Genomic DNA, 23,190 nt, shown 5'->3' with positions numbered 1-23,190 from the left:
CACGCGCTCCTTACACGATCGGATTGTGGACGGTGACGAGCTTGGATCCGTCCGGGAAGGTGGCTTCCACCTGTATATCCGGGATCATCTCCGGCACGCCCTCCATCACCTGATCGCGCGTCAGGACGTGGCGGCCGGCTTCCATCAGCGAGGCGACGGTTTCGCCATCGCGCGCGCCTTCCATAATAAAGGCGCTGATCAGCGCGACCGATTCCGGGTAGTTGAGCTTTACCCCGCGCGCGAGGCGGCGTTCGGCAACCAGCGCGGCGGTGAACAGCAACAGCTTGTCTTTTTCTCTGGGAGTCAGTTCCATAGCGTTTCTCTTATGTCTGCCAGATACGCGGCGAACAGGCGGTTTTGGGGGTTAAAAACGGGCGAAGCGACTGCCAGATATCGCGCATCACCCGCTGGCAAATGAGGTTGTTGTGGGAGAGAAAACGCACCGACAGCAGGTCGTCGGTGAGCGTCGCCCCGCCAAAGTTTTCCAGCGGGGCGAGCCGCTCGCGCACTGTATCAAGATGAGCTTCCCGGGCCGGGTAGAACAGCAGCGTGCCGACCCACGGATGGCCTGCGACGGGCGACAGATCGCCATCGTTAAGATGCAGTCGCTCAATCAAACGCGGCTCGCCATCCACCCACACCTCAAGGCGGCTCTCCAGCGTGCCGTGGCTGAAGGTTTCGTTTATCACCGGTCGGCCAAGGCAGTACAGCTCCCACGCCAGCAGCGTGCTGGTGGCGTGCAGGTGAAAGACGGAACGCAGCGCGGCGTGCGCACCGGGGAAAATAATGGTGTCCTGCGGCAGCCACTCCAGCATGGCCTCTTCGTCGAGGTAAAAATGCTGATTCAGACAGGCCTGCGGGCCGCTGCTGCGATAGAACTTGCTGGCGCCGGGCATGGTGATGAGGGCATGGCTTTTGGCGTCGAGCCGCACGGAAATATCCAGCGTATCCCCGCCCACAATCCCGCCTGGCGGATGCAGCAGGTAAAGATGGCAGGTCTCGCCTTCAGGGTAAAACGGGCGCTGAACGGTGAGCGGCCCGGTGTGACGCGCGGAATGGAGGAGGGTTTTCTCAGGGGTATAACAAAACTGGAGGGCAAGCGTGGCCTGCCAGCCTTTGTATGAATTATCAGTGACCTGAGTTGCTAACATGGTGCTTCCATTTCCACACTATCGGGGTACGTTTCAGTATGCCCTGGCGGAAATGAAGGCTGTCATATGAGTCGCTTATGGATAAAAAAACCGGTTCATGTGAGCCGGTTTCAGTAATGTAGGCCGGGTAAGCGCAGCGACACCCGGCAAGAAAGGCTAGCGATAATCCTCTGCATCCACATCATACCCCGACGGCTCCCAACGGATCGCCAGCAGCGATACCAGGCCGATAAACGGCGCCAGCGCAATCACCCAGAACACGGCGGTATCCAGCGACGCGACCAGTAGCGGGAACAGAAACAGTGACAGCGTTGAACTGCTGCGCATCAGCGTCTGGTTAAGCCCCACGCCCACGCCGCGCAGCGAGGTCGGGTAGCTCAAGGAGGCAAACGTCATGGTATGCGCACCCGGACCAAAACCCTGGCCAAACAGGAACAGCGCCAGCATCGCGACGGCGACCACGCCTTCCGTGGCCCCGTCAGGGCGGCCAATCAGCGCCAGACTGAGCAGCGCCACCAGCTGGCAGGCGTAACCCGCCAGTGACATTCGCCACGCGCCGAAGCGCGGAACATAGCGCACTGCCAGCAGCCCGCCGACAAACGCAAACAGCAGGTTAAGCGCCAGCGAGATCAGAATGGTGGTCAGCATCGACTGCACAAAGAAGCTGGAAATGATCACCGGCAGGCCAAAGGCTACGGCGTTATAGGCGAACGAGGAGACAACCGACAGCAGCGTGGCGAGCGTGGTACGCCGCAGGTAGATACCGCGGAACAGATTCAGGTAGTTCGACCATTTTGCCTTATTGACCACCGGCGCGGGCTGGTCAAGCGCATCCTGCGGCACGTGGGCATTAATGTTGTACGACTGCCGCAGGATGGACGCCGCCTCTTTCAGATTGCCCTGATTCGCCGCCCAGACCGGGGATTCGCTCATATAGCGGCTGCGGATGGCGATAATCACCAGCGCGGGCACCGCGCCGAAGCCAAGGATCAGACGCCAGAGCCAGTCGCTGTGGCCTTCCGGCAGCACGGCGTAGAAGAAGAGCACCAGAAGATAAGAGATGCTGATGGCCGCATACCAGGTGGGGCACCACATCGCGACGCTGGAGGCTTTATTCCCCGGGCCTTTCAGCCTGGCGAACTCGCTGAGAAACGCCATCGCCACGGGAAGGTCGATCCCGACGCCAAGACCCATCACAAAGCGTGCGCCCGCCAGCACATATTCGTTCGGAGCCAGCGCACAGGCGATGGCGGCGACGACAAAGAACACCATGTCGGCCATAAAGACGCGGTAGCGCCCGATTTTATCCGTAAGATAGCCGCCAAGCAGCGCCCCGACAATCGCGCCAAAGGTAATGGCTGAAGCCACCATGCCGGTACCAGCGGGCGTCAGGTTAAATTCGCGGGTGATGTCTTTGATGCCGAATGCCAGCGCGCCGAGATCGTAGGCATCGAGAAAAATTCCCCCGAGCGCGATACCGACCACGATGCGGGCATTGGCCCGGCCCTGAGAGCCGTCATTAACGAGACGTGAAACGTCCGATGCGCTGCGTACCCACTTGATGTCGCCATCCGGGGTGTTTTCTGCCGTTGGGAGGGGAGTTGTGTCTGTGATTTCTGCCATTTTCTTTTATGTGGTTGTGTTGTGTACCTAACAGTTACCACAGGCAGAAGGGGACAAAAATCACATTTGGTTATAAGGCATAACGAACGGTTTACTGAGCGTCTTTCTTTTTACGCTTGAGCTTCGTCCAGATCTTGGTTTCCTGGCGACGCCACAGGCGCTGAATGTTGTCATGATGACGCAGCAGGATCAGGCACGAGAGCATCGATACCGGGAAGGTAAACTGCGGTTTGAACCACCAGACATAAAACGGAGCGATCAGCGCGCTGACGATGGCGCCCAGCGATGAATAGCCGCTCAGCAGGATGGTCAGCAGCCAGGTGCCCGCCATCACGCCAGTGAGATCCCAGCCGATCGGCGCAATCGCGCCAAACGCGGTTGCAACGCCTTTACCGCCTTTAAAACCAAAGAAAACGGGCCAGATATGGCCGACGCAGGCGGCGATAGCAATCAGCCCCAGCCAGAAGGGTGTGACGCCCAGCGCATACGCACCCCAGACGGGGAGCATTCCTTTCAGAACATCAAAAATCAAAACCGCTACGGCTGCTCCCTTGCCGCCAATTCGTAGTACATTGGTCGCCCCCGGATTCCCGGAACCACTTTCACGCGGGTCAGGCAACCCGGCGATGCGGCAGACCAGAATGGCGCTGGAGATTGAGCCGCAAAGGTAGGCGAGGATAATCATTCCAGGCGCGATTGCACTCATAACGCTGTTCCGTTTTGAAAATGTATCTGTATTCTCAGCATCTGTGGATAATACGCATAATTCGCCGGAAGTGGTATCCGGTTTAGCCAAAAAGCAGGCAGGTCGTGATGGATATTGTATTTATAGAGCAACTTTCGGTAATCACCACAATTGGTGTTTACGACTGGGAACAGACCATCGAGCAGAAACTGGTGTTCGATATCGAAATGGGCTGGGATAACCGCAAGTCAGCAAAAAGCGATGATGTGAATGACTGTCTGAGCTACGCCGACATCAGTGAAGCGGTCATCGGCCACGTGGAAGGACAACGTTTTGCGCTGGTGGAACGCGTGGCGGAAGAGGTAGCGGACCTGCTACTGAGCAAATTTAACTCCCCGTGGGTGCGCATCAAACTAAGCAAGCCGGGCGCGGTGGCGCGCGCCGCCAACGTGGGCGTGATTATCGAGCGTGGCACAAATCTGAAAGGAAAGATTTAACGTCATAATTGCTAAACCATTTTAGGTTATATCGGTCTTAAAGCTGTATCTTTCACGGTTGTCCGCGTGGGACACCGTTTTTTTATATCTTTTTAGGGGTTTATAGATGAGCGATATGCACTCGCTGCTGGTGGCGGCAATTCTGGGTGTGGTCGAAGGATTGACGGAGTTTTTGCCGGTGTCCAGTACGGGCCATATGATTATCGTTGGCCATCTCCTGGGCTTTGAAGGCGATACCGCAAAGACGTTTGAGGTGGTGATTCAGCTGGGCTCTATTCTGGCGGTGGTCGTCATGTTCTGGCGTCGTCTGTTTGGTCTGATCGGCATCCACTTCGGGCGTTTACCGCAGCGTGAAGGAGAGGGCAAGGGGCGCCTGACGCTGATTCATATTCTGCTGGGGATGATCCCGGCGGTGGTGCTGGGGCTGGTGTTCCACGACACCATAAAATCGCTTTTCAACCCGATTAACGTGATGTACGCGCTGGTTGTCGGCGGCTTCCTGCTGATTGCCGCCGAAGTGCTGAAGCCAAAAACCCCGCGTGCAGAAGGTCTGGACGATATGACGTATCGCCAGGCGTTTATGATTGGCTGCTTCCAGTGTCTGGCGCTGTGGCCGGGCTTCTCCCGTTCAGGGGCAACCATTTCCGGCGGGATGCTGATGGGCGTGAGCCGTTACGCGGCGTCTGAGTTCTCGTTCCTGCTGGCGGTACCGATGATGATGGGCGCCACCGCACTGGATCTCTACAAAAGCATCGGCTTCCTGACCGTAGGCGACATTCCGATGTTCGCCGTGGGCTTTATCACCGCCTTTATCGTGGCGCTGATTGCCATCAAAACCTTCCTGCAACTGATTAAGCGTATCTCGTTTATTCCGTTCGCGATCTACCGCTTTATCGTCGCGGCTGCCGTGTACGTGGTCTTCTTCTGATGACCGACCGCCCTCAGTCTTTCGGCTGAGGGCAACGTTTTTCCTTCCACGCCGCGACCGCATCAATCCGCCGTTTCGTCAGCTCTTCGCGGATCTCCGGGCCTTTAAACCCTGCCTCCACCACCTCTTTCGTTGGCACCGCTTTTGCGATTTCCCACGCCTCGCGCAGCAAACGACCCTGCGGATAATCGGACGCTTCAAACCCGGTACGGCCGCGCACGTCCGCTTCGCTGGTCAGCGCAATTTGCTCCACGCGCTGCGGCTTGCGCCAGGCGTCGATGTTATCGAACAGCCTGACGATGGTGGCGGGTTTCAGGATCGGAAAGGTGTGGATCAGGTCGTGGAACTCGGCGACCAGTTTTGCCAGATCGCGAATGTCATTCGGCACGCGCAGGCGCTGGCAAAGCCCTTCAACCAGCTTTACGCCAGCCGGACCGTGCCCGTGGTGGCGTGGCCACAACTCCTTTGGCGTTAACCCCTTGCCGAGGTCATGGCAGAGGGTGGAAAAGCGCACGTCCACTTCAGGGCTGAGCATAGCGGCCATGCTAAGCGTCATCAGGGTGTGAATGCCGGTATCAATTTCCGGGTGCCATTTCGCCGGGGCGGGCACGCCAAACAGCGCGTCTATTTCCGGGAACAACACTTTCAGCGCCCCGCAGTCGCGCAGAACCTGGAAAAAGACCTGTGGGTTGCGGGTGGTCAGGGCGTTTTCGGTCTCTTTCCAGACGCGTTCTGGCGTCAGGTGTTCCAGCTCGCCCGCGTCGGTCATGGCCGTCATCAGCGCCATCGTCTCGTCGGCGATACGGAAGCTCAGATGGGCATAACGGGCGGCAAAACGCGCCACGCGCAGTACGCGAAGCGGATCTTCAGAAAAGGCGGGGGAAATATGGCGTAAAAGACGATCGCGCAGATCGTTCTGGCCGCCGTAGGCGTCGATGATATGTCCGTTTTCGTCCTGCGCCAGGGCGTTAATGGTGAGATCGCGGCGCAGTAAGTCCTGCTCCAGCGTTACATCCGGCGCGGCATAGCAGGTGAAGCCGGTATAACCGGAACCCGATTTCCGTTCGGTACGCGCCAGGGCGTACTCTTCGCGGCTTTTCGGATGGAGGAACACAGGAAAATCGCGGCCTACCTGCTGGTAGCCCGCGTCAATCATCGCTTCGGGCGTGGCACCGACCACGACCCAATCTTTATCTTTGACCGGCAGACCTAATAACGCATCACGTACCGCACCACCGACCAGATAACTCTTCACGCCAACACTCCCGTTTTCTCTTTTCGCAAGATGATACGTAAGTGTGGCAGAGAAGACGAGTTAGTTCATCCAGCGGTCTTTACGTTTACGGCTTGGGATAAGGTGAGGAAGCACCAGACCCAGCACCAGACCGACGCCCAGTACGCCGCCGCCATACATAAACCACTGCATGATGATGGTGCGTTGTTTGTCATCCAGCTGTAGATTAGCGGCGTTTACTTTCTTCTGTGCGACGATCAGCTCATTTTTCAGCTTCTGATTTTCGTCTTTCAGGCCGGCGATCACGCTGTCGCTTTGCGCCACTTTCTGCTGCATCTCTGCGGTGCGCTGGTTCCAGGTACCGTCAATGTTGTTCAGCTTATCGGTCAGGGTTTTCACCTGATTTTCCAGATCCGGCACGCGGGTGCGCAGGCTTGGCACTGTGCTTAGCTCTTTCAGCGGGATCCATGAGGTGCGGCCAGAGCTGTCACGAACCTGACCGTAATTGGTGTCTGCGTTAGTTTGCAGCAGAGTCACTTCCTCGCCGGCATTTACCGTACCCACGAGGCGATAATTGTCTCCAGGGCCGCTGCGTACCCAGGTATTCAGTTCATCAGAAACGTAACGTTTCTCTTCAGCGTGGACCGCGGTTGCGGCGCTAAAAGCGAGTAAAGTAAGTCCAATCAGGCGTAATTTAAGCATATCAGTCGTTATTTTCATAAAAAGTGGAACGATAGTAGTGGTATCAGTGTCGCTACGCAAAGGATTCATCATCAATCGGAATCATCTGTGTCATGATTTCCACCGCTTTAAACTTTTACGCCCGTCAAATTGCTCATTGCGTGGCAATTTGGCGCAAAATACTATGTACTGACAAACAAATGGCGAGGAAGTTCGCCTTCATCGACGCGTCTGTGACGCACGCAAAAGTACAAGGCTATGGCACAAGAGATCGAATTAAAGTTTATCGTCGAAAAAGACAGCGCTGACGCGCTCCGCCAGCATCTGAATACGCTGTCCGGCGAGCACCATGAACCCGTACAGCTGCTCAACATCTATTACGAAACGCCGGACAACTGGCTGCGCAACCACGATATGGGCCTGCGCATCCGTGGTGCGAACGGGCGCTACGAGATGACGATGAAAATCGCCGGTCGCGTGGTGGGCGGTTTGCACCAGCGTCCGGAATACAATATCGACATCAGTAAGCCAGAACTTGAGCTGGATGGTTTTCCGGCGGAAGTGTGGCCGGAAGGGACGCTGCCCGCAACGCTGTCGGCAGAGGCGCAACCGCTGTTCAGCACCGATTTCTGGCGCGAGAAATGGCTGGTGACGGAAGGCAAGAGCCGCATTGAGATTGCGTTTGATCGAGGTGAAATTAAGGCTGGTGAAGAGCAGGAGCCGATCTGCGAATTGGAACTCGAACTGCTGGAAGGCGACGCGAGCGACGTGCTGAAGCTGGCGCGCAAGCTGGTAAACCAGCCTGGCCTGCGTCAGGGCAGCCTGAGTAAAGCGGCGCGCGGCTATCACCTGGCCGCCGGGAATGCGCCGCGCGTGCTGCGAGAAACCCCGATTCTGCGCGTTGTGCCGAAAGCCTCCGTTGAGCAGGGCATGGAAGCGGCGCTGGAGCTGGCGCTCTCTCAGTGGCAGTACCACGAGGAGCTGTGGGCGCGTAACGTCAAAAATGCCAAAAAACAGGTGCTCGCTGCTATGGGGCTGGTGCGTCACACCCTGGCGCTGTTCGGCGGTATTGTACCGCGTAAAGCCAGTGCTCACTTACGTGATCTGCTCACTCAAACCGAAACGCTGATGCTTTCTGACGTGTCGGCACAAACGGCGATCTACAGCCCGCAAAACGCCAGCGCGAAACTGGCGTTGACCGAATTTCTGGTGACGCGCGGCTGGCGCATTTTCCTCGATGCGAAAGGGCAGACTAAAATCGCGGAAAACTTCAAACGTTTTGCGGATATCCACCTCTCCCGTCACGCGGCCGAGCTGCGAACCACCTTCGCGCATCCGCTGGGCGACCAGTATGGCGATCAGCTTCCCCGCCTGGCGCGTAACATCGACAGCATGTTGCTGCTGTCAGGTGCGTATGAGGGCGTAAAGGCGCAGGCCTGGCTGGAGAACTGGCAGGGGCTTAAGCATGCCATCGAGACCCGTCAGCAGATTGAGATCGAGCATTTCCGCAACGAGGCCATTTCGCAGGATCCGTACTGGCTGCACAGCGGAAAACGTTAATTCTGGCAAGGAACCCCTGATATGCCGCTTTCTTCGCAGTTACAGCAGCACTGGCAGACCGTTTGTGAACGTCTGCCTGAGTCGTTACCCGCGTCATCGTTAAGCGAGCAGGCGAAAAGCGTGCTCACGTTCAGTGATTTTGTGCAGGAGAGCGTCAGCGCTTACCCGGACTGGCTGGCAGCGCTGGAAAGCGCGCCGCCGCAGGCTGACGAGTGGCGGCATTATGCTGGCTGGCTGCAAACCGCGCTGGCAGAGGTGGCAGATGAACCCACGCTGATGCGCGTTCTGCGTCAGTTCCGCCGCCGGGTGATGGTACGCATTGCCTGGGCGCAGGCGCTGGAGCTGGTGAGTGAAGAGAGCACCTTGCAGCAGTTGAGCGAGCTGGCGCAGACGCTGATCGTCGCTGCGCGGGACTGGCTCTACGCCGCCTGCTGTAAAGAGTGGGGCACGCCGTGCAGCGAAGACGGGGTTCCGCAACCGCTGTTGATTCTGGGGATGGGCAAGCTGGGCGGCTGCGAGCTCAATTTTTCCTCAGACATCGACCTGATTTTTGCCTGGCCGGAGAACGGCACCACGCGCGGCGGTCGTCGCGAGCTGGACAACGCCCAGTTCTTTACCCGCCTCGGCCAGCGGCTGATTAAGGCGCTGGATCAGCCCACCCAGGATGGTTTTGTCTACCGCGTGGACATGCGTCTGCGTCCGTTTGGCGACAGCGGGCCACTGGTGCTGAGCTTTGCCGCGCTGGAAGATTATTACCAGGAGCAGGGGCGCGACTGGGAGCGTTACGCGATGGTCAAAGCGCGGATCATGGGCGACAGCGACGATGCCTACGCCAACGAGCTGCGCGCCATGCTGCGCCCGTTCGTGTTCCGCCGCTACATTGACTTCAGCGTGATCCAGTCCCTGCGAAATATGAAAGGGATGATTGCCCGCGAGGTGCGTCGCCGTGGCCTGAAGGACAACATCAAGCTCGGCGCGGGCGGTATTCGTGAGATCGAATTTATCGTCCAGGTCTTCCAGCTGATACGCGGCGGGCGCGAACCTTCTCTGCAATCCCGCTCGCTGTTGCCGACGCTCAACGCTATCGATCAGCTGCATCTGCTGCCGGAAGGCGACGCGCAAACGCTGCGTGACGCTTATCTCTTCCTGCGTCGTCTGGAAAATCTGCTGCAAAGTATCAACGACGAACAGACCCAGACGTTACCGGGCGATGAGCTGAACCGGGCGCGTCTGGCCTGGGGGATGCGGGTGGATGACTGGGCAGCGCTGACGGAACGGCTGGAAGCGCATATGGCGGGCGTGCGCCGCATCTTTAACGATCTGATCGGCGACGACGAAAGTGAATCGCAGGACGATGCGCTCTCCGAGCACTGGCGCGAACTGTGGCAGGACGCGCTTCAGGAAGATGACACCACGCCGGTGCTGGCGCACTTAAGCGACGATGCCCGCCATCGCGTGGTGGCGTTGATTGCTGATTTCCGTCTCGAACTGAACAAACGCGCCATTGGCCCGCGCGGTCGTCAGGTGCTGGATCAACTGATGCCGCATCTGCTAAGCGATGTCTGCTCCCGCGAGGATGCGCCGGTGCCGCTGTCGCGCATGATGCCGCTCCTGAGCGGGATCGTCACGCGTACCACCTACCTTGAACTGTTAAGTGAGTTTCCCGGCGCGCTGAAGCATCTGATTTCCCTTTGCGCCGCCTCCCCGATGGTGGCGAACAAGCTGGCGCGTTATCCGCTGCTGCTCGACGAACTGCTCGACCCGAATACGCTCTATCAGCCGACGGCGACGGATGCTTACCGCGACGAGCTGCGTCAGTATCTGCTGCGCGTGCCGGAAGAGGACGAAGAGCAACAGCTTGAGGCGCTGCGTCAGTTTAAGCAGGCACAGATGTTGCGCGTGGCGGCGGCAGATATCGCCGGTACCCTGCCGGTAATGAAAGTGAGCGATCACTTAACCTGGCTGGCGGAAGCGATCATCGACGCGGTAGTCCACCAGGCGTGGGTGCAAATGGTAGCCCGCTACGGGCAGCCGAAGCACCTTGCTGACCGTGAAGGCCGCGGTTTTGCGGTGGTGGGTTACGGCAAGCTGGGCGGCTGGGAGCTGGGCTACAGCTCCGATCTGGATCTGATTTTCCTCCACGACTGTCCGGTTGACGTGATGACCGACGGCGAGCGCGAAATCGACGGGCGGCAGTTCTACCTGCGCCTGGCCCAGCGCATCATGCACCTGTTCAGCACTCGCACCTCATCCGGCATTCTGTATGAAGTGGATGCGCGTCTGCGCCCGTCCGGCGCGGCAGGCATGCTGGTTACCTCCACGGAGGCTTTCGCCGACTATCAGAAGAACGAAGCCTGGACGTGGGAGCATCAGGCGCTGGTGCGCGCCCGCGTGGTGTACGGCGATCCGCAGCTCAAAACGCAGTTCGATGCGATCCGCAAGGCGGTCATGACGACCCCGCGCGAAGGCTGTACGCTGCAAACCGAAGTGCGGGAAATGCGTGAGAAAATGCGCGCGCACCTTGGCAACAAACATCGCGATCGCTTTGATATCAAAGCTGATGAGGGCGGGATTACCGATATTGAGTTTATCACTCAGTATCTGGTGCTGTTGCACGCGCACGATAAGCCGAAGCTGACCCGCTGGTCGGATAACGTGCGCATACTGGAACTGCTGGCGCAGAACGACATTATGGATGAGCAGGAGGCGCAGGCATTAACCCGCGCCTACACCACGCTGCGTGACGAGCTGCACCATCTGGCCTTACAGGAACAGCCGGGCCATGTGGCGCTGGACGGTTTCACCGATGAACGCGCGCAGGTGACCGCAAGCTGGCAGAAGTGGCTGGTGGAACCGTGCGTAACAAAACAAGTGTGATATTATCGCGCGCAAATTGTGAATCTTTCTGGAGTCAGGAATGAAAGTAACACTGCCAGAGTTTGAACGTGCTGGAGTTATGGTTGTCGGGGATGTGATGCTGGATCGCTACTGGTATGGGCCGACCAGCCGTATCTCTCCGGAAGCGCCGGTGCCGGTAGTTAAGGTCGACACCATTGAAGAACGTCCAGGCGGCGCGGCAAACGTGGCGATGAACATAGCCTCGCTGGGCGCGCATTCGCGGCTGGTGGGCCTGACCGGCATTGACGATGCGGCGCGTGCGCTGAGCCAGTCGCTGGCGGACGTGAACGTGAAGTGCGACTTCGTTTCTGTTCCGACCCACCCAACCATCACCAAGCTGCGCGTGCTGTCGCGTAACCAGCAGCTGATCCGCCTCGACTTTGAAGAAGGGTTCGAAGGCGTTGATCCTGAGCCGCTGCATGAGCGCATTAGCCAGGCGCTGGGCAATATCGGCGCGCTGGTGCTGTCTGATTATGCCAAAGGTGCGCTGGCGAGCGTGCAGACCATGATCCAGCTGGCGCGCAAAGCCAGCGTTCCGGTGCTGATCGACCCGAAAGGCACCGATTTTGAGCGCTATCGCGGCGCAACCCTCCTGACGCCCAACCTCTCTGAGTTTGAAGCGGTGGCGGGCAAGTGCAAAACTGAAGAAGAGCTGGTTGAGCGCGGCATGAAAATCATCGCTGATTTCGAGCTGTCTGCGCTGCTGGTGACCCGTTCAGAACAGGGCATGACGCTGCTGCAACCGGGCAAGGCGCCGCTGCATATGCCAACCCAGGCGCAGGAAGTGTACGACGTGACCGGTGCCGGTGATACGGTGATTGGCGTGCTGGCGGCGACGCTGGCGGCGGGGAACTCCCTGGAAGAAGCGTGCTACTTCGCGAACGCCGCGGCGGGCGTGGTCGTCGGTAAACTCGGAACCTCCACCGTTTCGCCAATCGAGCTGGAAAATGCGGTGCGTGGGCGTGCGGATACCGGCTTTGGCGTCATGACCGAAGACGAGCTGAAAGTGGCCGTTGCCGCCGCGCGCAAACGCGGTGAAAAAGTGGTGATGACGAACGGCGTGTTCGACATCCTGCATGCGGGTCATGTCTCGTATCTGGCGAATGCGCGCAAGCTGGGCGACCGCCTGATTGTGGCGGTCAACAGCGATGCCTCAACCAAACGACTGAAGGGTGAAACGCGTCCGGTGAACCCGCTGGAGCAGCGCATGATAGTGCTCGGCGCGCTGGAAGCGGTGGACTGGGTGGTCTCATTTGAAGAAGACACCCCGCAGCGCCTGATTGCCGGAATTCTGCCTGACCTGCTGGTGAAGGGCGGTGATTACAAACCAGAGCAAATCGCAGGTAGCGAAGAGGTCTGGGCGAATGGCGGTGAAGTGATGGTGCTCAACTTTGAGGACGGGTGTTCAACCACCAACATCATTAAGAAGATCCAGAAAGACAGTCAGTAAAAAACGGGCCAGTTGGCCCGTTTTTTTATGTCGGGTGGCGGCTGCGCCTTACCCGACCTACGCGTTCATGTAGGCCCGGTAAGGCGTAGCCGCCACCGGGCACAACAGGCCGCACTATGCCTGGTCATCCACCGGTGGAATAGCTGGCGCTGGCTTCACCTCTTCCGGCGCATTGCGGCTCTCCAGCTCGCTCAGACGCTGTTCCAGCAGCGCCAGCTTCTCGCGGGTGCGCAGCAGCACCTGCGTCTGCACGTCAAACTCTTCGCGGCTGACTAAATCAAGGCGAACCAAATGTGCCTGCAACGTCTGGCGGATTTTCTTCTCAACGTCATCACCAAACTCACGAATACCTTTCGGCATGGACTCATGAACCTGACGCGCGATCTGCTCAATTTTCTTTGGGTCAATCATTGTCGTTTCCCTTGATGAAAAGGTGTTAGTGCCTATTGTAGCGCGTCATGCCGCGGGTTAAACAAAATTGTTTGAAGCTTATGCATTGCCCAGGGTAATCAATAGCGTTATAGTTATCTCGCTTATTCTCAGGGCGGGGCGAAATTCCCCACCGGCGGTAAATCAGCTTAACGCTGAAAGCCCGCGAGCGCTTTGGGTGAATTCTCAAAGGTCAGCAGATCCGGTGTAATTCCGGGGCCGACGGTTAGAGTCCGGATGGGAGAGAGTAACGATCCAGTCGGGCAAGGCCCGCTCACGTTATTTTTTTGCCGCTTGTACGGCGCTCCTAAGACTGCCCTGATTCTGGTAACCATAAAGTTAATGAGGTTTTTTTACCATGAATCAGACGCTACTTTCCTCTTTTGGCACTTCAACTCAACGTGTTGAACATGCACTGGATGCACTGCGCGAAGGCCGCGGTGTGATGGTGCTTGACGATGAAAACCGTGAAAACGAAGGCGACATGATTTTTGCCGCCGAGAACATGACCGTTGAGCAGATGGCGCTGACCATCCGTCACGGTAGCGGCATCGTATGCCTGTGCATTACCGAAGACCGTCGCCAGCAGCTTGATCTGCCGATGATGGTTGAAAACAACACCAGCGCCTTTGGTACCGGCTTCACCGTGACCATTGAAGCGGCACATGGCGTCACCACCGGGGTGTCGGCGGCTGACCGCCTGACTACCGTGCGTGCAGCGATTGCTGATGGTGCAAAACCCTCCGATCTGCACCGCCCTGGTCATGTCTTCCCGCTGCGCGCGCAGCCGGGCGGCGTGCTGACCCGTGGTGGTCATACCGAAGCGACCATCGATCTGGTGACGCTGGCTGGCTTCAAACCCGCAGGCGTGCTGTGCGAACTGACCAACGATGATGGCACCATGGCGCGCGCGCCGGAGTGCATCACCTTTGCGCGTCTGCACAATATGCCAGTGGTGACGATTGAAGATCTGGTTGAATACCGCCGGGCGCATGAGCGTAAAGCCAGCTGAACATGCTGATGTGAAAAAGCCGGGGAAACCCGGCTTTTTTGTTTCTAGTGGTAGTTAATTTTGAACAGTACCACGGTTTCAAACGGCCCGGACTGAATCGCTTTTCCTTCATCCCGCGAAAGTTCAGCCGTGTAGTTTTGCTCAAGATTCATCATATCGCCCGTAAAATCGGCGTATTCCTTGTACTGGTTGAATGTGTAAGGCTCCGTTCCGTTAAGAATACGCAGCTTTAACCCATTCCCTATCAGTACCGCGGTGTCGTCTGCGCTGAGCGTTTCGGTTGTGTAAAATGACGAGTCCATCTTAAATCCGTCCGAGCACTGGGCATCCTGCACTTTGGTGGTTCGAATTGAAAACGTGCGAATACGCTTCTGCTGATTCACAATGTCGCGCGCACTGAAGGTGCCGAAGTCAATCTCCTGATTCTCAGGGTAAATGCTAAACGTCGCCCCGCAATCAAGTACCGTAATGTTTTGCAGCCCGTTGATGTGATACTTCAGGTTCTTCGCGTCGGCCATCTGATTAACGCCACCCTTACCGTCAAATTGCACAACGATGTAATCGCTGAGCGAACTGACATAGCCATGCGGCGGCACAGCCTTTATTCTCACGAAAAGTCGTAATCGCGAGACGAACGTGCGCGAAATATGGATATCATCCGGATTACCAGAGCAAATGCGATTCTCCCAACCCATCTGGCGGATTTGAGCAGGGGTGTAAATAGTGATGTTATTGTTGTCCAGACACTGGCGGGTATCCACGCCGTTGGGCTGACCTGTAGCATCGTAATCTATACCTTCATAGGTGACGCCCAGCTCATAATAGGGATCGGTTGCGGCAGGATAAGGATTTACCCAGGCAAAGACATCTTCCGGCATAAAATTGCTCGAGACGTTGTTATCACACGTCACCGGAATCTTAATGTCATCAGACTCCCATATTTTTTGGCCAATTTGGGCGTTGCTGGGTATGGCAAAGGGGGAGATCGTTTTTGTCTCCTCGACGGAACCGCCAGAGCCACCCAGATAACAGTTAAGCGCCATCGCATCTTCCAAAGGCAGCGCTGAAAGCAGCAATGTAAGCAGGACACTAGCGAGCTTTCGCATCTTTATCGATTTTCCGTTCGGTAAGTTTACATTGCGCCGTTCCGGTGCACTGCACGTCGACTTTTTTCAGTGCACCGTAATCGTCGATATAGCCGATGCTGTAATAACTACCGTGGTAATCGCCGGTAGACGCGGTTGCCGTGGCGAAAGGCGCAATCATCAGACTGTCAAAACCCGGCAGCATGGTTTTAGCATTTTTGCTCAGCCACGCCAGCGTGATGTAGTACGGCGTAGGGTTGTGGACCGTGAGCCCATTCGCGTTGGCGGAAATTTCCATTCGCATTTCAGTCAGTTCGCCGGATTTTTTGCTAATCGCTTCTGGACGCCAGAACAGCTTAATTCGGCTCTGCATTGCTACCTGCATCACGCTGCGCTCCTCGCTGGCGCTGGTGTTTTTTGGCGGTACTTCACGCAGGTTGAAATAAAACAGCGATTCCCTGTCTCCTGGCAGCTGGCGAGTAGCGGCTTGTTTAACAATCCTTATCTGCGACGAGGTGCCCGCTTCGATACGTTGAATGGGGGGAAGCGCCATAAAGTGCGTATCTTCTTTTTGTCCCTTTTCATCTTCAATCCAGGAGAGCGCCAGATAAGGCAGCACCTTGCTCTGATTGTCCACTTTCAGGCTGCTGGCCTTGTCGCTTTCTGGAAAAACAATGCGCGTGCGGTCCAGATTAATGGCTGCGTGGGTAGCAAATGCTGTGCTGGTTAGCATCAGGCACAGGCTTTTAAACGGCGTTAATTTCATGATGATTTCTTACTGACACGGCAGTATCAACTGCATACTGTTTTCTAAGTGAGAAGGTAACGAGAAGCGACACTGTTGGTTGTCGCCCCATGTCACGCGAAACTGCTGTTCTGGCTCAACGGCGGCCAGCCAGACGCGGCCTTCATCGGCCACCATCCCAACCTGCAAATTGCTTGCTTCCAGGCGAACAATCGCCCCGAGAGGTGGCGCTCCTGATGACATTCGCAGAACGCCTGTCACGTCCTTACCAGCGCGCGTGGCAATCTGACGATAACCAATGGCTCCCTCAGTCCAGGTTGAGGTCACGACGCGGTTGTCTACGTCCACGCCATCAGGGAGGTTGTTCAGATTGACCTGCACGCTGGAGGGGGAATAGCTGGAGAATGACGGTAAAACGCCGATGCCAAAACGGTTGGTCTCATCTCGCGACATGTTCAGCGGGATATTGCCTACCCCGTCGGTGCTGACCATCACACGAGGTTCATTACCGTAGCTGCGCCGGTGCAGCGCGGCGCCTTTCGCCGTTGAGGTGAAGGAACCACTCCAGCTCGCGCTGAGGGAGTTATATTCGTCAGCTTTATAGCTGCCTGAGAGATTGAGATCGCCGTACGTAGAATAATGCTGATAATTCCCGCTGACCTGCGCGCCGGAATCTGGCTTCCCGCTCTCCGCGCCTGCGGAAACGCCCCAGGTATTATTGCGATCCGACGTGTCATACCACGACACGTTATGACTCAGCGTGTCGCTGTTACGCAGGTCATAGTTAAGACGATGATCGGGATCGAGCGGTACGCTGAGCGAGAGATAGAACTGAGTATCGTCACTTTCGTCTTCCTCATCGTAATGCGTTTTACTCCAGGACAGGGTTACGCCGAGGTTCTTCCAGCGGCCCATATCAAAGTTGTAGCCCGCCGTGATGCTGCCGGTCGTGGAAGGTGAATCATTCCACCATGTCTGACGCAGCATGTTGACGTACAGGTTCAGGGATAACGCCGAAATGTACTGGCTTGCCGTCACGCTCAGGGTTTGTTTCTCCGACTGGCGGTCACCTTCGTCATAATCAAGGTAGCGGGCGTAGCTCAAAAACTGGGGGGCTGAGTAGCGGTAGCTGGCAAGCGTAAGCTGACTGCCGGTGGTATCGAAACGCTTGCTGTAGTTAATGCGATAGCTGTAACCCGTCTGACTGCGCTGGTGTGGCAGCTGGCTGGTGGCCTGCGTGACGTCAAAAGAGAGCGCCCCCAGCCAGGCCATATTCTGGCCGATCCCGGCAGCGACGGAACGATAACCGTCGCCATCAGTCAGCGTGCCGCCATACAGGGAGGTGTGTGACAGCATGCCCCAGGAAAATTCGCCGCTCATGAAGGCGTTATCTTCAACGTTATGGGAGGCACCCTGGCGCGCTTTACCCGCCGCGAACTTGTAGCGAACCTGACCCTTGCGCGTTAAAAACGGCACGGACTCGGCAGAGACCTGGAAGGTGCTGACGCGGCCGTCCTCTTCCGTGACTTTGACGTCCAGCGTGCCCTGAACCGACTGGTTAAGATCCTGAATAACAAACGGGCCTGGTGGCACTTTACTTTGGTAAATCACGCGATCGGCAAGGCTTACGGTCACCGTGGCGTTGGTTTGCGCTATCCCGGTAATCTGCGGGGCATAGCCGCGCAGCGACCATGGCAGCATACGTTCTTCGCTGATTAGCGATGCGCCGGTATAGGTAAAGGCGTCAAAAATTGCGGACTGGAAATCCGTTTCACCCAGCGTCAGTTTCGCTCCGATTGAGGGCAGAGGGCGGAACATATAAACGCGTGAAAAACGGCCATCCTGCTCTGAGCCTGCTTCAGTATCGCTTCGCGTGTACTGGTAATCGCTTCGCAGGCGCCACGCGCCCATGTTCGCACCGACGGTGCCATAGGTATTGGCGTTGTTATTGCTGCTGCCGCTATTGGGCTGATAATGGCTGGCAAAAAGATTGTAATCCAGCAGTACGCCCGGCACGCCGTTGTCCCAGGTGGATGGCGGCATCCAGTCCACCGCACGGTATTGCAGCCATGCCTGGGGGATCGTCACATTCAGGGATTGGCTATCTTGCTCAAACGTAAATTTGATGTCTGGTCTGGCGGCGAAATCAACGCATCCCTCTTTTTCTGGCAAAGCGTGACGAACCTCATCCTGTAACGCAAATGTATCGGCCAGTTCGGGAGTAATACACACCTGAACCGCGTTATTTATTTCTCTCCAGCGAAGGAGCCAGCCATTTGCCAGCGGAATATCATTAACTGAAACCGTAACGAAATAGCTTCCCGGCGTAACCGATATTTGATCTTTAAAACGTGATAAATCGACGCTGCCGCGCTGATCTTTATCGATGGCGTTTATATTAAATTCAGTGGCAGAGGTAAGTCTCGTCATTAACAGGGATGCAATGATGATTATCCATTGTAATTTGTATGTCATCATCCTGTTACTCGAATATATAAAGGATGCCGACCGGCATGAATTACCAGTCGGCTAATACTGTTACGTAACAGAACTATTTGTACAACAGGACGTAGTTAGCCGTGGCTTCAACCTGGCCTGCCGTCGCAGTTTTACCCGTGGGGACTTCCATAACCGCTTTGAAATGCAGCGTCTGGGTGGTTGATCCTGCCAGTAACTCAACCTCGTTGGATTCTCCCAGCGTGATAGCAGCCTCCGCATTATCCAGCAGACGTACACCCACGTTCTGCGCACCACTTGCATAGGTGTTACTCATCAGGCTGATGTCTGTCGCGTCTGTCGCTGCGCTGGTGAAGGTGACATCCACTTTGGTAATTGGCGTGTCGGTTTCGTCTGCCGGATCGTCAAGCTGGCAGTTTTCCAGATTAATATCGACCGGAACCGGCGTAGATTTTTTGTTGGCGTTGATAACGGCCGTAGTCACTTCACCCAGATCGACTTCTTTATCAACGCTGTCTGGTGCGATGCTGCACGGTGCGTCAATAACAACACCTTTGAATTTGATTTTGCCAGAGCCTTGATCTTCAGCAAAAGCAGAACCCGACACAATGCCAGCCATAGCCGCTGCTAACAGTAATTTCTTACCCATATACATGGAAATATCCTTTTTCAAAGTGATTCATAATGTGAATATTAATTTCAGAATACTTGCAAAGTATACGGATTGGGGTGGGAATACGCGATTAACGTGACTTAAATATATTTGTAGGTGCTTTTAATTAATATTTTCAGGCTATCTTAAGAGACGCCTTTTTTTGAAATTCTAATGGGTTTATATTTGGTGAGTTATTATAGGATAAATATATAGGATTGTTATTTTGAATAGTATAATGCCTCCGTATGAAACGGAGGCATTAATTCTTAACCAATACCTGCCGTTTGTAGCAGAACCAGACTCATCCCCATCACTGACATTCCACACAGCACGCCGTAGCTTGGGTTATTGTTGGGATCGATCTCTTTTGCCAGCGGCATCAGCTCATCGACAGATAGCGCGACCATAATCCCGGCCACTGCAGCCATAATTGCAGCCATTACAACCGGGGATACGAGGCTACCGAGGATCAGCCACGCCAGCACGCCGCCGAGAATTTCAGCCATCCCGGAGATACCCGCCCAAAAGACAGCTGTACGTTTTGAACCCGTGGCGGCATAAACGGGCCCGGCAACGGCAAGTCCTTCAGGAATATTGTGCAAAGCAACGGCCAGCGCGACACCAAAACCCATTTCCAGGTTGCTGCTGGCCGTGACATAGGTGGCGATACCTTCCGGAAAGTTATGCAGGCTGATACCCAGCGTCAGCAGAATGGCCGTGCGTTTGATATTGCCAGGGATGGGGGCAACGCTTTTTTGCATTAGATCCTGCGGGTGCGCGTGAGGAAGGATACGGTCGAGTGCAAAATAACCCAGCAGGCCAATGATAAACATGCCATAGCCCAGAACAGGCGACATCCCTTCGGCGTGAAGCGCGGCGGGCAGCATCTCCATCAGCGAGATAAGCAGCATAATCCCGGCGGCGAAACCCAGCGAGAAGGCCAGCAGGCGATTAGAGGGTTTTTGACCGAGTACCCCAAGGAACGCACCGATAAAGGTCGCGGCGCCCGCAAGTAAGGTCAAAATCAAAGGTACTGACATGCATTCTCCTTAAGCGATATCTGGCATTCAAATTTCCTGATGATGATCTTCACGGTTATCTACGTTCATCTTCACCTGAATGCGCGTAATGTAGGCCCATCACTTTGTCACTTCCTCTAAGGATATCACCATGTCTCCTTCTCGTATGCCAGCACTGTTTTTAGGCCATGGCAGCCCCATGAACGTTCTGGAAGATAACGTCTATACCCGCGCCTGGCGTCAGCTGGGTAAGACGTTACCGCGTCCGAAGGCAATTGTGGTGGTCTCTGCGCACTGGTTTACCCGGGGTACCGGCGTGACGGCCATGGAAGCGCCAAAAACGATCCATGATTTTGGCGGTTTTCCGCAGGCGCTGTACGATACGCATTATCCGGCCCCCGGTTCGCCTGAGCTGGCGCAAACGCTGGTGGATTTGCTGGCACCTTTCCCGGTCACCCTGGACAAAGAAGCCTGGGGCTTTGACCATGGCTCATGGGGCGTGCTGATTAAGATGTATCCTGATGCGGATATCCCGATGGTGCAACTGAGTATCGACAGCACCAAACCGGCTGCCTGGCACATGGAGATGGGGCGTAAGCTGGCTTCGCTTCGTGATGAGGGCATCATGCTGATTGCCAGTGGCAACGTGGTGCATAACCTGCGTACGGTACGCTGGCACGGTGAAAATACGCCGTACCCTTGGGCAACAGCCTTTAATGACTATGTAAAAGACAACCTGACCTGGCAAGGGCCGGTAGAAACACATCCGCTGGTGAACTATCTGGATCACGACGGCGGTTCGCTCTCTAACCCGACGCCGGAACACTTCTTGCCATTGCTGTATGTATTAGGCGCATGGGACGGTCAGGAGGTTATTACAACACCGGTCGACGGTATTGAGATGGGGAGCTTGAGTATGCTGTCGGTGCAGGTGGGGTAAAACATGCCCGGTGGCGCTGCGCTTACCGGGCCTACGCTCGACATGTAGGCCGGGTAAGGCGAAGCCGCCACCCGGCAAGTCTTATTCAATAAAAATATGCGGGTAGAAACGCGACAGATCCTGCGTAATCAGCGCGCGATCTTCGCGAATACCAATCCCGGCAGGCTGATCGTTAATAAGCCAGCTGCCGATCAGCGTATAGCTGTCGCCAAACTTCGGCAGTTGATAAAACGCCTGGACGATCATCCCTTCCTCACCGTACGGCCCTTCAACCGCTTCCAGCGTTTTACCGTTTTCGATAATCGAGACGTTCGCGCCTTCACGGGAGAAGATTGGCTTAACGACGTATTTCTCCATCGGCGGGAAATCATCTTCGGCAAAGTAAGCAGGCAGCAGGTTCGGGTGGTTCGGGAACATCTCCCACAGCATTGGCAGCAGGGCTTTATTGGAGATAATGCTCTTCCAGGCTGGTTCCAGCCAGCGCACACCGGCGTCTTCCAGCTTGGTAGAAAACATTTCGCGCAGCATGTATTCCCACGGGTAGAGCTTGAACAGGTTGCTGATCACCTGATCCTGCGTGTCCGTAAACTGACCTTTTTCACCTAAACCGATCTCTTCGATATAGAGGAATTCCGTCGCCACTTCCGCTTCGGCTGCGCAGTCCTGCAAATACTGAACCGTACCGCGATCTTCTTCGGTATCGCGACAGCAGGCGAGGTGCAACAGGTTGAAACCGTGCTGTTCACGCAGTTCGGCGAAACGCTCAATCAGTTTTTCCTGAAGGCTGTTGAACTGGTCGCTGCCTTCCGGCAAGTTACCGGCATTCGCCTGATCTTCCAGCCAGATCCACTGGAAGAACGCGGCTTCGTACAGGGAGGTTGGCGTATCTGCGTTGTTTTCTAAAAGCTTCGGTTCACCCACGCCATCCCATGCCAAATCGAGGCGAGAGTAGAGCGAAGGCTGGTTCGTTTTCCAGGACTGACGAACAAAGCTCCAGGTGTGCTTCGGAATGCGGAATTTGGTCATCAGCTCATCGCTGTCGATGACTTTCTCTACCACCTTCAGGCACATCTGGTGCAGTTCTGCGGTCACCTCTTCAAGCTTTTCGACCTGCGCGAGCGTGAGCTTATAGTAAGCGTCTTCACACCAGTACGGCTCGCCGTACATGGTGTGAAAGTTGAAACCGTATTCGGTGGCTTTTTCGCGCCAGTCCGGGCGCTCGACAATACTGACTCGTTCCATGATCAGCCGCCCATTGAGCGAGTCGAAGAGCCGGTCGCACTACGCTGCATGGTGGTTTGTTTCGCCACAGACTCACCGAAGCCGCCACGGGTAATGGTGCTGGTAGTGGCTGGTTTCGGTGCCATCGCGGTTTTCGGTACGGTCATCGTACGGCCAGGCGTTGCAGCACCGTAACCCTTGCCGGTGGCATCGGTGTATTTACCGTACGCCGGGCTGTTTGGGTTTTTAGAACTAAACAGCGGTTGCTGCTGGTAGCCCGCGCCGCCGCTCATCAGACGGCCCATCATATAACCCGCCATCAGAGGCATCCAGAAGCTACCGCTGGACTGTGCCTGCGCCTGGTTTTCCGGCGCCATACCTGCCTGAGCAGGAGCCTGCTGGCACTGGCCTTCGCCGAATTCGGCTACACAGTCTTCGCGTGAGGCATATTTCGGCGCGGTACGTTCTGCCTCTTTCAGGGCGTTGTTATAGGCCGTCGTACACTCGGCGGCTTTACCGGTTGCGCTCGCACAATCGTCAGCGTTTTGATAGAGCGACACCGTTTCGTCGCTTTGCTCACAGCCTGCCAGCATAAAGACGGCGGTGACCGCCAGCGCGACAGGTGTCAGGTGGCGTGCGTTCCAGCTTTTGCGGAACGACGCGTGATTCATCGTTTTTGTCCGTTTCATATTTGTCTTCCAGGACCCAGGGGTATTAACGCTCAGGATAGAGGATGAGTGGTTGAAAATGAAGCGAAGAGGGGCGAAATCCGGGGGATCTTTACGTTGGCTTACGTTCGGGGGGATTAATGTGCTCCCTCTCCCTGTGGGCTGAGGGATCCCCAGTAATTTTTTTATGCAGAAGCAATAAAGTTGCTTTCTAAATGACTGAGGGCTGTCAGCGATGCCCTGGTCCGGCTG

The 23,190-nt window shown here is 56.1% G+C and carries 21 protein-coding genes and 1 riboswitch; of the genes, 7 read left to right on the top strand and 14 right to left on the bottom strand.

The genetic code is table 11. From position 1 onward, the window contains the following. Positions 1-10 precede the first annotated feature (10 nt). The 4 genes from ACOTZP_RS21140 to plsY all read right to left on the bottom strand — a co-directional run bounded on the left by ACOTZP_RS21140 (position 11) and on the right by plsY (position 3,480). Positions 11-313, bottom strand: coding sequence for an urease subunit gamma (locus ACOTZP_RS21140; protein ID WP_003862556.1), 303 nt, complete (start codon positions 311-313; stop codon positions 11-13). Between the two features lie 10 nt (positions 314-323). After that, positions 324-1,151 (bottom strand): urease accessory protein UreD, encoded by an 828-nt coding sequence (locus tag ACOTZP_RS21135; RefSeq protein ID WP_271074550.1) that lies wholly within the window; start codon positions 1,149-1,151, stop codon positions 324-326. A 156-nt stretch (positions 1,152-1,307) separates the two neighbouring features. Beyond that, the gene (locus ACOTZP_RS21130) at positions 1,308-2,774 is read right to left on the bottom strand and encodes an MFS transporter (RefSeq protein ID WP_271074549.1); all 1,467 of its coding nucleotides are present in this window, start codon (positions 2,772-2,774) and stop codon (positions 1,308-1,310) included. Positions 2,775-2,865: 91 nt separating this feature from the next. Then, positions 2,866-3,480: a glycerol-3-phosphate 1-O-acyltransferase PlsY gene (gene plsY / locus ACOTZP_RS21125; RefSeq protein WP_022649440.1), complete on the bottom strand. Its 615-nt coding sequence runs from the start codon at positions 3,478-3,480 to the stop codon at positions 2,866-2,868. A gap of 107 nt (positions 3,481-3,587) precedes the next feature. Here plsY and folB point away from each other — a divergent pair, with 107 nt between their 5' ends. Then, a complete protein-coding gene (folB, locus tag ACOTZP_RS21120) occupies positions 3,588-3,956 on the top strand; it encodes a bifunctional dihydroneopterin aldolase/7,8-dihydroneopterin epimerase (protein ID WP_063149085.1) in 369 nt (122 codons plus the stop codon). Between the two features lie 106 nt (positions 3,957-4,062). Then, positions 4,063-4,884 (top strand): undecaprenyl-diphosphate phosphatase, encoded by an 822-nt coding sequence (gene bacA, locus ACOTZP_RS21115; protein WP_003862545.1) that lies wholly within the window; start codon positions 4,063-4,065, stop codon positions 4,882-4,884. Between the two features lie 13 nt (positions 4,885-4,897). Here bacA and ACOTZP_RS21110 read toward each other — a convergent pair whose 3' ends face one another. After that, complete coding sequence (locus ACOTZP_RS21110; RefSeq protein WP_023298627.1) at positions 4,898-6,139, bottom strand: multifunctional CCA addition/repair protein; 1,242 nt, start codon at positions 6,137-6,139, stop codon at positions 4,898-4,900. A 60-nt stretch (positions 6,140-6,199) separates the two neighbouring features. Then, positions 6,200-6,820: a TIGR04211 family SH3 domain-containing protein gene (locus tag ACOTZP_RS21105; protein WP_001303390.1), complete on the bottom strand. Its 621-nt coding sequence runs from the start codon at positions 6,818-6,820 to the stop codon at positions 6,200-6,202. Positions 6,821-7,057: 237 nt separating this feature from the next. Between ACOTZP_RS21105 and ACOTZP_RS21100 the strand changes: the two genes are divergently transcribed. Genes ACOTZP_RS21100 through hldE form a run of 3 tightly spaced genes read left to right on the top strand, consistent with a single transcriptional unit; the run spans position 7,058 to position 12,707 of the window. Beyond that, positions 7,058-8,359 (top strand): inorganic triphosphatase, encoded by a 1,302-nt coding sequence (locus tag ACOTZP_RS21100; protein WP_421633777.1) that lies wholly within the window; start codon positions 7,058-7,060, stop codon positions 8,357-8,359. Between the two features lie 21 nt (positions 8,360-8,380). Then, positions 8,381-11,236 (top strand): bifunctional [glutamate--ammonia ligase]-adenylyl-L-tyrosine phosphorylase/[glutamate--ammonia-ligase] adenylyltransferase, encoded by a 2,856-nt coding sequence (gene glnE / locus ACOTZP_RS21095; protein WP_317579305.1) that lies wholly within the window; start codon positions 8,381-8,383, stop codon positions 11,234-11,236. A 40-nt stretch (positions 11,237-11,276) separates the two neighbouring features. Next, entirely contained in the window at positions 11,277-12,707 is a 1,431-nt protein-coding gene (gene hldE, locus ACOTZP_RS21090) for a bifunctional D-glycero-beta-D-manno-heptose-7-phosphate kinase/D-glycero-beta-D-manno-heptose 1-phosphate adenylyltransferase HldE (protein ID WP_015571898.1), read from the top strand. Positions 12,708-12,821: 114 nt separating this feature from the next. On the opposite strand, the gene ubiK is transcribed toward hldE, so the two are convergent. Further along, positions 12,822-13,118 carry a ubiquinone biosynthesis accessory factor UbiK gene (gene ubiK / locus ACOTZP_RS21085; RefSeq protein WP_421633776.1) on the bottom strand — a complete coding sequence of 99 codons (297 nt, stop codon included), beginning with the start codon at positions 13,116-13,118 and terminating at the stop codon, positions 12,822-12,824. Between the two features lie 120 nt (positions 13,119-13,238). Further along, positions 13,239-13,389, top strand: a riboswitch (FMN riboswitch). 105 nt (positions 13,390-13,494) lie between these two features. Between ubiK and ribB the strand changes: the two genes are divergently transcribed. Continuing rightward, positions 13,495-14,148: a 3,4-dihydroxy-2-butanone-4-phosphate synthase gene (ribB, locus tag ACOTZP_RS21080; protein WP_003862538.1), complete on the top strand. Its 654-nt coding sequence runs from the start codon at positions 13,495-13,497 to the stop codon at positions 14,146-14,148. 44 nt (positions 14,149-14,192) lie between these two features. Here the strand turns inward: ribB and ACOTZP_RS21075 are convergent, their stop codons facing one another. The 5 genes from ACOTZP_RS21075 to zupT form a co-directional block, all read right to left on the bottom strand. Continuing rightward, positions 14,193-15,254 carry a type 1 fimbrial protein gene (locus ACOTZP_RS21075; protein ID WP_150312452.1) on the bottom strand — a complete coding sequence of 354 codons (1,062 nt, stop codon included), beginning with the start codon at positions 15,252-15,254 and terminating at the stop codon, positions 14,193-14,195. After that, positions 15,238-15,999 carry a fimbrial biogenesis chaperone gene (locus ACOTZP_RS21070; RefSeq protein WP_023298622.1) on the bottom strand — a complete coding sequence of 254 codons (762 nt, stop codon included), beginning with the start codon at positions 15,997-15,999 and terminating at the stop codon, positions 15,238-15,240. Before ACOTZP_RS21070 ends, ACOTZP_RS21075 begins: the two co-directional genes overlap by 17 nt. Before the next feature lie 9 nt (positions 16,000-16,008). After that, a complete protein-coding gene (locus tag ACOTZP_RS21065; protein WP_421633778.1) occupies positions 16,009-18,453 on the bottom strand; it encodes a fimbria/pilus outer membrane usher protein in 2,445 nt (814 codons plus the stop codon). A 76-nt stretch (positions 18,454-18,529) separates the two neighbouring features. Then, entirely contained in the window at positions 18,530-19,090 is a 561-nt protein-coding gene (locus ACOTZP_RS21060) for a fimbrial protein (protein ID WP_271074547.1), read from the bottom strand. A 266-nt stretch (positions 19,091-19,356) separates the two neighbouring features. Beyond that, complete coding sequence (gene zupT / locus ACOTZP_RS21055) at positions 19,357-20,130, bottom strand: zinc transporter ZupT (RefSeq protein ID WP_022649430.1); 774 nt, start codon at positions 20,128-20,130, stop codon at positions 19,357-19,359. Positions 20,131-20,260: 130 nt separating this feature from the next. Between zupT and ygiD the strand changes: the two genes are divergently transcribed. Continuing rightward, a complete protein-coding gene (gene ygiD, locus ACOTZP_RS21050; protein WP_063146973.1) occupies positions 20,261-21,049 on the top strand; it encodes a 4,5-DOPA dioxygenase extradiol in 789 nt (262 codons plus the stop codon). Between the two features lie 81 nt (positions 21,050-21,130). Here ygiD and ACOTZP_RS21045 read toward each other — a convergent pair whose 3' ends face one another. Together ACOTZP_RS21045 and ACOTZP_RS21040 are read right to left on the bottom strand one after the other, a co-directional pair. After that, complete coding sequence (locus ACOTZP_RS21045) at positions 21,131-22,291, bottom strand: glutathionylspermidine synthase family protein (RefSeq protein WP_022649428.1); 1,161 nt, start codon at positions 22,289-22,291, stop codon at positions 21,131-21,133. 2 nt (positions 22,292-22,293) lie between these two features. Then, positions 22,294-22,959, bottom strand: a complete 666-nt coding sequence (locus tag ACOTZP_RS21040; protein WP_006811983.1) for a DUF1190 family protein — start codon at positions 22,957-22,959, stop codon at positions 22,294-22,296. Positions 22,960-23,190 lie beyond the last annotated feature (231 nt).

This window comes from Enterobacter cloacae complex sp. SYL001 (assembly GCF_049237025.1).
In the GTDB taxonomy this organism is placed as follows: domain Bacteria; phylum Pseudomonadota; class Gammaproteobacteria; order Enterobacterales; family Enterobacteriaceae; genus Enterobacter; species Enterobacter intestinihominis.
This window is presented reverse-complemented; position numbering and strand designations above follow the sequence as displayed.